The sequence below is a fragment of the Streptomyces sp. NPDC000941 genome, assembly GCF_053599555.1.
In genome coordinates this window covers 1-11,129 of the sequence record NZ_JBSFMM010000304.1, presented here as the reverse complement: position 1 = coordinate 11,129, position 11,129 = coordinate 1, and the positions used below count along the sequence as shown (strand labels likewise).

General features: G+C 69.7%; 8 protein-coding genes and 1 pseudogene. 5 read left to right on the top strand and 4 right to left on the bottom strand.

Annotated features, from left to right (window positions below):
* A pseudogene (locus tag ACWDSL_RS48615) lies at positions 1 to 275 on the bottom strand (integrase core domain-containing protein); the annotation flags it as partial.
* 351 nt (positions 276 to 626) lie between these two features.
* Between ACWDSL_RS48615 and ACWDSL_RS48610 the strand changes: the two are divergent.
* Positions 627 to 833, top strand: a complete 207-nt coding sequence (locus ACWDSL_RS48610; protein WP_450495570.1) for a hypothetical protein — start codon at positions 627 to 629, stop codon at positions 831 to 833.
* Positions 834 to 1,122: 289 nt separating this feature from the next.
* Here the strand turns inward: ACWDSL_RS48610 and ACWDSL_RS48605 are convergent, their stop codons facing one another.
* Entirely contained in the window at positions 1,123 to 1,839 is a 717-nt protein-coding gene (locus tag ACWDSL_RS48605) for an SDR family oxidoreductase (RefSeq protein ID WP_450495568.1), read from the bottom strand.
* A 71-nt stretch (positions 1,840 to 1,910) separates the two neighbouring features.
* On the opposite strand from ACWDSL_RS48605, the gene ACWDSL_RS48600 reads away from it, so the two are divergent.
* The 3 genes from ACWDSL_RS48600 (at position 1,911) to ACWDSL_RS48590 (ending at position 8,224) form a co-directional block, all read left to right on the top strand.
* Positions 1,911 to 2,726 (top strand): helix-turn-helix transcriptional regulator, encoded by an 816-nt coding sequence (locus ACWDSL_RS48600; RefSeq protein WP_450495567.1) that lies wholly within the window; start codon positions 1,911 to 1,913, stop codon positions 2,724 to 2,726.
* A gap of 588 nt (positions 2,727 to 3,314) precedes the next feature.
* Positions 3,315 to 4,403, top strand: a complete 1,089-nt coding sequence (locus tag ACWDSL_RS48595; protein WP_450495565.1) for an integrase core domain-containing protein — start codon at positions 3,315 to 3,317, stop codon at positions 4,401 to 4,403.
* A 59-nt stretch (positions 4,404 to 4,462) separates the two neighbouring features.
* The gene (locus ACWDSL_RS48590; RefSeq protein WP_450495563.1) at positions 4,463 to 8,224 is read left to right on the top strand and encodes a CHAT domain-containing protein; all 3,762 of its coding nucleotides are present in this window, start codon (positions 4,463 to 4,465) and stop codon (positions 8,222 to 8,224) included.
* A gap of 491 nt (positions 8,225 to 8,715) precedes the next feature.
* On the opposite strand, the gene ACWDSL_RS48585 is transcribed toward ACWDSL_RS48590, so the two are convergent.
* Both ACWDSL_RS48585 and ACWDSL_RS48580 read right to left on the bottom strand, forming a co-directional pair.
* Positions 8,716 to 9,036, bottom strand: a complete 321-nt coding sequence (locus ACWDSL_RS48585) for a transposase (RefSeq protein ID WP_450495572.1) — start codon at positions 9,034 to 9,036, stop codon at positions 8,716 to 8,718.
* Between the two features lie 2 nt (positions 9,037 to 9,038).
* On the bottom strand, positions 9,039 to 9,854 hold the full coding sequence (locus ACWDSL_RS48580) for a transposase (RefSeq protein ID WP_450495561.1): 816 nt from the start codon (positions 9,852 to 9,854) through the stop codon (positions 9,039 to 9,041).
* 350 nt (positions 9,855 to 10,204) lie between these two features.
* Between ACWDSL_RS48580 and ACWDSL_RS48575 the strand changes: the two genes are divergently transcribed.
* On the top strand, positions 10,205 to 10,936 hold the full coding sequence (locus tag ACWDSL_RS48575) for a hypothetical protein (protein WP_450495560.1): 732 nt from the start codon (positions 10,205 to 10,207) through the stop codon (positions 10,934 to 10,936).
* The last annotated feature ends 193 nt before the right edge of the window (positions 10,937 to 11,129 follow it).

The following is an 11,129-nucleotide window of genomic DNA, read 5'->3' as shown; positions in this document are numbered from 1 at the left end:
GCGGCGATGAACCTGCGATGCCAGGCCAGCAGAGTGCCGGGGGTGACAGGCAAGATCTTGAGCCAGTGGCGCCGGGGTATCAGCCCGGACAGGGCGGCGAACCAGAACCGGTCGGCAGGCTCATAGCGGACCGGTCCGGCCAACTGGCGACGCAGGACCGCGTTCTCGTGCCGCAGCACCAGCAGTTCCGCCTCCTTCACCGTCCCACGACGCAGGAGCACCGACGGAACCGTCAGCAGCTTCCGGGTCACCTTGTACAACAAGGACACGATCACAGAGGACATGACCCCAGCGGACTGACCGCGCCCCGCTCACCTGCGGCGATGACTTTTCGAGTGGCACAGGACTGCGGCGTGCGAGCCCTCTGGACGGCGACGTGGTCGAAGTCGCCGTCGAGAGACCGCCGTCGGCGGCACTCGCATCGCCTGCAGCCGGGTGACCCAGAGCATGCCTGTCATGACGCCGTCATGTCCTGCCGCGGTTGGTAGCAAAAAGCGCCACATCGGAGTCTTTTCAAGCCCCTGCGTCTCCCCCGTTCCGGGCTGCGGGTGCAGACGCCTGGCGATCGCAGGCCCGGCCAGCCGTGGTGGCCCGGAGCTCCGGTGCCCGCGGCGGTCGATCCGGGTTTGCCGAGCGCGGACATCCGGGTCGACTACTTCCTGCTCTGCGGCTCCTACGAGACCGACCGCGAACTGGGGCGCCCTCTCCACCCGGTGCGGCTACATCGTCCATGCCCCGGCGAAGGCTTCTCCCTCGACCGCATCGCCCTGCCCTTCCCCATCGGAGCAGAAGACAGCGAGTGCATCTTCACGCGTCGGCGCCCCCGCCACTGACCGGGCTCGCCCGGCCCGGTCACCCGGCGACCGGCTCGGCGGGGGAGACTCGTAGAACTTGGCGATCAAGATGATCCTCACGCGCCGCCCCTGTCCGGGCACCCCGTTCTCCGTGACGCCGCGCAGGACCATCCGCCCGTCCTGGGACAGATCCTCGGGCTGCATGCGCAGGTGCTCGGCCCACTGCTGTCCCTCCGCGCGGCGTCTTCAGCGGCCTCCACCTGGTCGACGGTGGCTGTGCCGCACGGAGTGAAGGCGCCCCGCCCAGCGCTTCCGGATGCCAGCGTGCTCACCAGGGCACGAGCGTTCCGTCCCAGGAGAAGAAGCCACCGGTGGGGCCGTCGTCCGAGAGCAGAGCCAGGCGAAGGGCACCCTGAGCGGCCTCGACCGGGTCGCCGCCGAGAGCAGCGGCCCGAGGGGTGAGATCGGTGGCCCGCGCGCCGGGGGCGAGCGCGTTGACCTTGAAGCCGTCCTCAGCCAGCGTCTGGGCGTAAAAGACGGTGAGGGCGTTGAGGGCGGCCTTGGACGACCGGTAGGCGGCGGCGCCTCCGCTTCCCGGGGTGAACTGGGGGTTGGGGTTCGTGCTCCAGGTCAGCGATGCTGTACCGCTGGAGATGTTGACGATGCGCGGGTGCGGCGACCGGCGCAGGGCGGGCAGGAAGGCATTGGTCACCGCCACCGCCCCGAACACGTTGGTCTCGTACGTGCGCCGGAACTCCTCGACGTCTGTTTCGGCCGGCGGGGCGAGTGACAGTGCGACCCCGGCGTTGTTGACCAGTACGTCCAGGCGGTCCACCTGAGCTGCGGCCTTCACAATGCCGTCAGGATCACTCACGTCGAGGATCAGCAGGCGGGTGCCGGCACCGATCTCCTCGACGGCCCGCTGCCCGCGACCGGCGTCGCGGGCGCCCACGTACACGGTGAGGCCCTCGGCGGCGAGGAGCCGGGCAATATGCTTGCCGATGCCCTTGTTGGCACCAGTGACCAGAGCTGTGCGTTCATTCATGACGACTACGGTTCCCTGGTTGTGGGCGCCCTGCCAGGGACAGCCTGTACCAGGCAGCGGGAGGAGGCGGTATGACACGGCAGGAGCTGGCCCACTACCTGCGGGACCGCCGGGCAAGCCTGCGTCCGCACGAGATCGGCCTGACGGAGACGGGTACCGCTCGCCGCACACCAGGCCTGCGGCGCGAAGAGGTGGCGGAGCTCGCCCATATGTCGGTCGACTACTACACGCGGCTGGAGCAGGCCCGGGGAGCGCGGCCATCGGCCCGGATCCTGGACGCGCTGGCCCAGGCGCTGCGGCTCACGCTGGCGGAGCGCAGCCACCTGTTCCGCCTGGCGGGATCAAGCCCGCCGCCCGGCATCAGCGCCATGCGGCGGATACGCCCGCATGTGGCCCGGATGCTGGAGCGGTTGCCGGAGACCGGTGCCATCGTCACTGACGCGGCGTACGGCGTCGTCGCCTGGAATCCTCTGGCCCAGGCACTGCTCGGCGGCGACCTTGGAGGCGGTATGACGAACCTGGCCCGGCGCCGCTTCCTGGGCCAAGGGCGGATGCACGAGAGCTCCAACGCTGAGGAGTCCGGGCACATAGTGGTGGCACGTTTGCGCCGGGCCGCCGACCGCTACCCGCACGACCCGCTGTTGACCGCCCTGCTAGCCGAACTGCACGCCGGCAGCGAGGAGTTTCGGCAGATCTGGGCGACGCGTCCGGTCCACGCCCCCGGGCACCGCACCAAGACCCTCGACCACCCGGAGACCGGCCCGCTGCGGTTGAACTGCGACGTCCTGCTTGTTCCCGAGGACGACCAGGAAGTCGTCCTGATCACGGCCGACCACGGATCACCTACCGCGCGGACCCTGCACAGGCTGGCCAGGCGGGCGGCCTGAAACAAAGGACTGTCACAGGTCTCCAGTGATCACAGAGCGTAGCGGCTGCGTGATCACTGAGACCCGGCCCATCGTGTTGCCGAGTCTTTCCATGCCGCCTATCTGCGCGGGCTCTTAGCGTTGTTTTTTCGGCGAGAACTACTGCGCCCCCGTAGCCGATTCGAACGTGGCATGCGGAGGCATACGTAGTCCAGCAGCACTTCAGCCACATGCTGGACTGCAAGCCCCAAAGCCCAAGGACGCAGTGGAATACCGCAGGGTCTGAATACCGGCTCTCCTCCAGTTCTCATCGAGGAGACCGACGGCCACCGGCGCGTACGCAAGACCTGGACGGCGCACGGCGAGGTCGAGGGCCCGGCATCCTGAGAGCACCCATCCCAGCCCGCGCGGTACGGCAACATCTCTCCCAATGCCTGACATCGCGACCCCCTGCCGTTCAAGAAGCTCCGCGCGCAACGCGACCCCTCCCCTTGCACTGCCTGGGCCGGCCCAGCACCTCCGACTGGCGAACCTGTGCCGTTCAGGAATGCGTCGCTGCGGTCGTAGGCGGTCTGGCGGGGTCTGCGGGCGCGTTGGGATCATGTCCAGGTGATCGTCTCACTGGTGTATCAGGTCACACGGAAGCTGCTCTCGGTTCCAGCGGTGTTGCTGCGTCGGCAGACGGCCAGGGACGCTGAACTGCTCGTACTCCGGCACGAGAACGCGGTGCTGCGCAGGCAACTTGCGAGTCCGATGCGGTACCAGTGGGCGGACCGGTTGTGGTTCGCGGCACTGTCCTCGCTGATACCCCGGCGTCGCTGGGCGCAGGTGTTCCCCGTGACGCCAGCGACGTTGCTCGGCCGGCATCGACGTCTCGTTGCACACAGGTGGGACTACAGCAAATGCCGCAGCATGCCGGGCCGACCGGCGACAGCCGAAGCCGTCAAGGAGTTGGTGGTGCGGCTGGCACGCGAGAGCCCGCGCTGGGGCTGCCGCAGGATCCAGGGGGAACTCGCCCGGCTGGGCCACAGGATCGGCGCCTCCACGGTCTGGAAGATCTTGACGGCAGCCGGTGTCGACCCGGCTCCCCGCCGCACGGGGCCGACATGGCGCGACTTCCTGACATCCCAGGCCGAGGCCATCATCGCCGGCGACTTCCTGCACATCGACCTGGTGGATCTTCGCCGCAGCTACGCACTGATCTTCCTCGACCACGGCACGCACCGCCTCCACATCGCCGGCGTCACCGCTCATCCGACCACGCAGTGGACGGCCCAGCAGACCCGCAACCTCGCTCTCGAGGTGGGCGTGCGCCTCGAATCGCTGCGCTTTGTGATCCGCGACCGGAACAGCAGATACACCAAGTCCTCCGACGCGGTCTTCCAAGCTGAGGGCATCGAAACCGTCAGGACCGCCCCGCGGTCCCCGCGGATGAACGCACACTGCGAGAGAGCCATCGGGACACTGCGGCGTGAACTCCTCGATCACGTGCTGATCTGGAACGAGACCCACGCCCGGCACGTCCTCGACGTCTACGCCCGGCACTACAACAGCCATCGCCTCCATCAGGCCCGAGGGCAACGTCCGCACCCTTGCGACCGCCAGTTCACAGCATTGACCGACTCGAGCACTCCGCGACGACTACTCCAGACTCGCGTCCTCGGCGGCCTGATCAACGAGTACAGGTATGCGGCCTGACCAGCCGCGACGGATTTCTGAACGGCACGGGGCCGGGACCACCGGTCGTGGAGGGACGCATGGCCGAGGACATACAGCGGGACCACGACGACGAGCAGCGGGACCCCGGTGCGGCGGACATCGCGGGGCTCCGGGCCTGGGCCGCCGTCACCGTCCGCCAGGCGCACGAACTCTGGCCCCACGCACGGGACGACCCGGCCCCGGCCGAGCTGCGGTTGGTGATCGAGCATCTGACCACCATCGAGAGGCTGTTGCCGACGGACGACCCGGCCCGCGCGGCCGTCGTGTGCTGGCTCGGGCTGCTGCTGCAGGTGCGGATCGTCAAGGACCGGACGCACGCCGACCGACAGCAGTGGGCGGCCGCCGTGACCCATCTGCGGTGGGCCGACCGAGCCGGACCGCTGGAGGACCCGCTCGCCATGACAGCCCGGGAACACCTGGCCGAGCTGCTCGTCCCGCCGGGCATCCCCCAGCAGATGCGCGACGGCTCGATGCCGCCGGACCTGGTCGACCCGCTGCGGCAGCAGTTGCAGGAAGCCATGAACGTGCTCGCCCGCGTCGTCGTCGGGGACCTGTCGACGCGGGAGCGGGTGCTGGCCGCCATGGAGCACGCCGCGGAACTGATGGCCTTGGTCCCGAGCCCGCCGCCCGAGGCAAGCCCGACGCCTGAAGAGGGCCCTCGGTCTGAAGCGGGCCCGCCGCTCCAAGAGGCCCAAGAGAAGCCCCAGGAACCCCAGGAACCCCCGGAAACCCCGGAACCCCAAGAGATTCAGCAGCCCGCAGGGGAACCGCTCACCGCCGCTGTCCAGGCAGTCCTGCACTGGGCGCTCCAGGACGCCGTACGGTGCGCACACCTGCTGGAATGGCTGTGGGTTACCGTGAACCTCCCCTGGGTCCCCCTCGCGGACGCCCGCGGGGAACTGGTCGGACTGGGACTGGACCAGCTGGAGTTCGCACCCCTGTACGAACTCCTCGCCGCCCTCCGCTCGAACGGGCAGGACCCCCGGTCGCTCGCCGGACCCGTCCAGAGCGCCGCGCGGGCGGCCGGGGAAGCACTGCTCGCCTGCCCCGAGGGCACGCCCGAGCGGATCCGTGCGGCCAAGTTCCACGCGGCCCTGCTGGTGGTGGGGAATCTGCGGGTGCCCGAGATGCTGGACTTCGGCGAGGTGGACGGGGCCGCTCTGTTGCCGGACCCCGACCCGGCGGCGCGTGCGGTCTGGCAGCGCGAGGTGAGCCTGGAACTGTACCTGTCCGTCGCGATCGACAACCTGTGGGTGTCCAACGGCGAGGTGGCGCGGGTGGAACGGAGCGTGGCCTGGCTCAAGGAGTGGCTCGGCAACCTTCCGGAGGACGACAGGGCGGACACCGTGGCCGCCCGGCGGCACCTGACCATCCTCCTCGCCCACCGAGTCTCCACCACCGCCGCGCTCGGCGGCAGCCTCCAGGACGGCGCCGCTGCCCTGTCGATGGCCGAAGAGCTGACCGGCGCCGGTGAGCGCGACGACGTTCAGAGACTGCTGAGCATCTTCACCGGATCCCAGATGGCCAGCAGCAGCCGGGACCGGGCCGCGCAGCTCCGCGTGGCGAACGGCGCCATCCGGACGCTGAGTGCCCAGTACGCCGCCCCCGCGCCCGACGAGGGCACCCGCTTCGTGATCACCGCCACACTGGGCAGTGCCCACAGCGGACGTGCCGCCCTCACCGGAGACCAGGCCGACTTCCGCGCCGCCGCCCGCTACCTGCGCGAGGTGGTGGAGACCGACCCGGCCACCCTCGGGCCGCTGTACGCACCGTACTTCCCCACCGCACGGGCCCTGGCGATGACCGAGCTGGCCAAGATCGACCCCCGCCGGGAGGTCATCGACCGCGCCGGCGCGGAGGTCCACCGGGTGATCGACGAAACGCACATCTCTCCCCGGGACGAAGCCCGGCTGCGGCTGGCCCTCGGCCAGGTCATGCTCCGCACGATCACCGACCGCAGCGACCTCAGCCTGCTCGACCCTTGTCTCGCCGAACTGAACCGGGTCCGGGCCCTGGTCGCCGCGGGCCACGCCCCGCCGCTCACCGTCGAAGTGCTGACGGAACTGTCCACGGCCCACTGGATGAGCGCGGTCACCGGCACCTCACACGAGAGCGAGGACTGGCGGTCGAGCCTGGACACCCGCCGCGAGGCACTGGAGCAGATGGCTGTCGACGTGCTCCTCCAACTCGGCGCCGAGCACGCCCTGTCGGTGGCCCGGGCCGCGACCGGCCATGCCCTGTGGCTGGCCCTGCGGTGCGCCGAGTACCACCAGCCCGCCGAAGCCGTGGAGGCGCTGGAGATGGGCCGGGCCCTCGTCCTCCAGACCGCTGCCGGCACCCATGGCGTCCCCCGGCTGCTGACCGACCGCGGCCACCCCGAACTGGCCGAGCAGTGGCGCACCCAGACCCCCAACCGGGCCTCGCTGCACCCGTTCCAGCAAGGACCGCAGGACATCGACCGGCACGAGATCGCCCCCGGCGCCGACCACCACGAAGACGCCCACAGCCACGAACTCCCCAGCAGCACGCGCCGCAAAGCCCTCGCCGCCCTGGGGGCGGGAGACGGCACCGGCGCACGCAAACTTCTCGATACCCCCGACGTCACCGCTCTGACTGCCGCCCTCGCCACCTCGGGAGCCGACGCCCTGGTCTACCTGGTCCCCGGCGAAGGCTTCCGCCCGCACATCCCGGGGCACGCGCTGGTCCTGCGCCCTGGCGGCACCGAACCCACCCTGCTCACCTTGCCGTTGCTGCTCGCCGCTGGCAGCCACCAACTACAGCGCTACCTCACCGCCGCCGCCGAACGCTCCCGCGGCACGGGCGCGGCAAGGGAAGCGGCCGAGGCGGAATGGCAGGCCGCACTGAGCGAACTGTGCGACTGGGCCTGGCCCGCCGCCATAGGACCCGTGCTCGACACCCTGAAGCCCCTCGGCCGGGCGCCGCGGATCGTGCTGATCCCCTGCGGCCCCCTCGGTGTCGTCCCCTGGCACGCGGCCCGCAAGCACATTCCGCTGGGCGGCCACCGGTACGCCTGCCAGGACGCGGTGTTCAGCTACGCTCCGTCCGGCGCGCAGTTCCTGCGCGCTGCCGCCCGCGACCGGCTCCCCGCCACCGGGCACCGCGTCCTCGTCACCGACCCGTCCCTCAGCCTCGTATGGGCCGAGGTCGAGACGGAAGCACTGCGTACGGGCTGCTACCCGGACGCCCGCCGCTACGGCGAGTTCGCGGTGGCCGACGGCACCCCGGACGCACCCGGGACCTGCGAGGACCTGCTGACCGTGCTGCCGGGCGGCGACCGGCCGGCCGCGATCGTGCACGTGTCCTGCCACGGCGTGGCCGGGCCGAGCCCCACCCGCTCGGCGCTGTCCCTGGCCGACGGCGACCTGACCGTCGCCCGCATCCTCGACCACACCGCGGCCGCGGCACCCGGCCTGGACGGGCCGCTGATCGTCCTCAGCGGCTGCGAGACCGACCTCAGCTCCGGCGACCACGACGAGGCACTGACTCTCTCCACCGCACTCGTGGCCCGTGGCGCGGCCGATGTGGTCGGCTCCCGGTGGGCCGTCGACGACAGCGCGACCGCGCTCATGATGGCCGCCTTCCACCACTTCCTCGCCGGCAAGGGCCTCGCCCCCGCCGACGCGCTGCGCGCCGCCCAGCTGTGGATGCTCGACCCGGACCGCGAACCCCCACCCGGCATGGACGGCCCCCTGGGCCGCGAAGCCGCCCGTGTCGACCTGCACGCGACCCACCTGTGGGCCGCCTTCACCCACCAGGGCAACCCACACCCCACTGAGTAGGGTCGGGGACTGGCGCGGTGGCTTCCGCTCCGTTTCCAGCCCCCGCCGCTTCGAACCTGTGCCGCTCGAAAAGTCCGTCGCTGCAGGTGGCGGCGGTGACGGGTCGTCGGCTGAGACCATGACCAGTGTGTTCGTAAGCCTGCTGTACAAGGTGACCCGGAAGTTGATCTCCCTGCAGTCAGTCCTACTCCGCAGCGATGCCGCGAAGGACGCGGAGCTGCTCGTGCTCCGCCACGAGAATGCGGTCCTCCGCCGACAGCCGACCCGGCCAGTCAGCTACGAGCCAGCGGACCGGTTCTGGTTGCAACCCTGTCCCGGACTCATACCCCGCCTGCGCTGGCGTGCGGTCTTCCCTGTCACCCCCGGGACCCTGCTCGGCTGGCACCACCGGTTCATCGCCGCGAAGTGGGACAGTGCGCGCAGACGCACCGGTCGACCGCCCACCACCACGACGGCCAAGAACCTCGTCCTGCGTGCGGGACTCTGTTGGTCTATGTGATCTGGGTTTTTGGTCGGTCAGGCCGTGAGGCCGAGGACGAGTTGTTCGTAGTGGGAGACTCGTGTCGTGCCCAGGGGGTTCCGGTCCACCAGGCGTCGAGGCGGTAGAGGTTGAGAGCGGCTGCAGTCAGGACCTGGGCCAGAGAAGTTTTGGCGTGGCCGCGGTAGCGAGTACGCCGGGCGCCGGTGCGTCGCACCGCCTGGGAGATGCTGCCCTCCACCCCGGCCCTGGTGTGGTACCGCTTCTTCCACTCTTCGGTCTGCTGCTCTGCCCGCCGTTGTTGGAGGAGTTCGTGCTCTTCGCGCGGGAGCAGTGTCAGGACGCGGTAGGCGGCTGTGGTGCAGATGTCCTTGGCCGGGCAGGTGGTGCATCCGGGCCCGGGAGAAGGGGCCCCGGGTGCGCGGGCGTCCCTTCTTGCCCGTGCGTGGGGGCGGGAGCTCGTGCGGCACGGAGGTGACCTTCGGGCGGCTGGTCCAGGTGATCTGCGGGTGGAGGCCACGCAGGTGCTCGCTGGCATAGGCGGCATCTCCGACTGTGTGCAGGGTGCGGTCGGGGAAGTGGGCGGCGAGCAGTTCGGTCATCTCGCGGGCCAGGGCGATCTTTGCGGTGTGCCTGGGGCGCCATAGGCGGGCCAGGACCGGCGGGCACACCGGCCTGGGTGAGGAACGGCACGGTCACCACGATGCCGGCGATGACCCGGCAGTTCCCGAAGCCGGCCGGGTGCGGCCCCCTCGCGGCGCCGTCGTGCTGCCAGGCAGCGCCGAACACCTTCTTCCCCGATCGTTTGGACAGGGTGTCATCGACCGCGACCTGCAGTGGTGCACGGTGCGGGAGAAGAGGTGCCATGACCAGACCTGCCAGGGCCAGACCGACCTCGTCGGCCGACCAGCGGGCGGTGGAGAACAGGCGGTGACGCCGGGCGTGGTGCCACACCCGCTCCAGCCCCGTGCCCAGCAGCATCCCGCACACCGTGCGGCGGCGCGTCTGCGCGATCAGCCCGGTCGGCAGAACACAGAACGTGCGGAATGTCGGAGCGGTGAAGCAGGAACGGCCCCGTTCACCGACCCGGTGATCCCAAAAGTGCGAAACACGAGCGGTCCAGTCACCTACTCCGCCCCAGCGAGCCGCCACAGCCTCCCGGAGATCCCATCACCAACGCACCATTTCTCACGCCCAATTGCTTCCGGCGTTCCTGCAGGAAGCAGTGCTCGCCAAGCTGTGGTCCCTACAGCCTTTCCAAAATCAGCGGTTTCGTGAGCAATTCCGCGTGATCACGAGCACCATCCAAGCAAATCCGGGTGATCACGAGCATCGATAGCAGACAATAGTTGTCAGTTCCCAGGTTCTTGCGATCTCCCGGAGCAGGTCGTACTCGCACTTCCTACGCGGGTCGGTAGGGCATCGGATAGTCGCTCGGCACGTGGGTCGGACCGCTCGCAGACTGGGAAGGAAACAGCACGGGACGTTTGAGCAGTGGGGAGGTGTCGGTGAGCGGGAGACTGCCGCCTTGGGGGGCCGGTGCGCTGGTGGGGGTCACCGCTTCGGTGCTGATATGCGGGCTGGCCGTGGTCGCGGTAGTGCTCGTTCCCGCGTGGTGGCCTCACCCAGCGGTGGCCGTCGTTGCGGCGCTGTCGCTCCTCGGCGTGGGATTCGCCCTGATCGCCGTGTGTTTCATCCGCCTTGATCCTTGGCACTTCGGGGCGGCCGCAATCGTGGAGTGTCTGCTGGCCGTGGCGTTGCTGACGTTTCTCGACCAGGCCGTGCTCGACGTGTGGGGCAAGCCGCAGGAGACCGTCGTCACGAAGGCCGTTCGGCATGAAAGGAACGCGCCGACGGGGAAGGTCACCGGATCCTGGTGGGAGTGCTCGCTGAAGCGGACCGACGGTACGGAACTCGAACAAAAGCTCAGGGAGTCCGACTTCATCCCGCTGGGGGAGGCGTGCCCCGCCAACGCGGAGGCAGGAGACCGGCTCGTGGTGTACGCGGCGCCCGGAGGGTTCGCAGCGCCGCAGACGAACGCCCCTGTCGGGGGTGTCTGGCTGGTCGTCGCGTTCACTGCTGCCGCCACAGCAGCGGCGGCGACGTTCACGGCTGTCGGAATGACTCGCGCCGGGGCGCCCGAAGCGGGGCGGACCCCGCGTCTCGTACGAGGCCGGGCAGACGAATCGCCCGTAGCGTTCCAGAATGGCTTCACCGGACCTGACCTGGGGTAACGAACCTGACCACCAGGTTCCAGCATGATCAGTCCGCATGCTGGTACGGCTTACCTACCTGATCGCCACGCGGATCTTCGCGTGGCTGTTCCTCATGGCTCGATCCTCTGCGACCAAGAATGTGGAGATACTGATCCTGCGGCACGAGCTCGCGGTTCTGCGTCGGCAGGTCACCTCGCCCAAGCCCGGATGG

Coding starts and splice junctions, on each gene's coding strand:
- ACWDSL_RS48590 (WP_450495563.1), top strand. CDS start 4,463: ATGGCCGAGGACATACAGCGGGACCACGACGACGAGCAGCGGGACCCC.
- ACWDSL_RS48600 (WP_450495567.1), top strand. CDS start 1,911: ATGACACGGCAGGAGCTGGCCCACTACCTGCGGGACCGCCGGGCAAGC.
- ACWDSL_RS48605 (WP_450495568.1), bottom strand. CDS start 1,839: ATGAATGAACGCACAGCTCTGGTCACTGGTGCCAACAAGGGCATCGGC.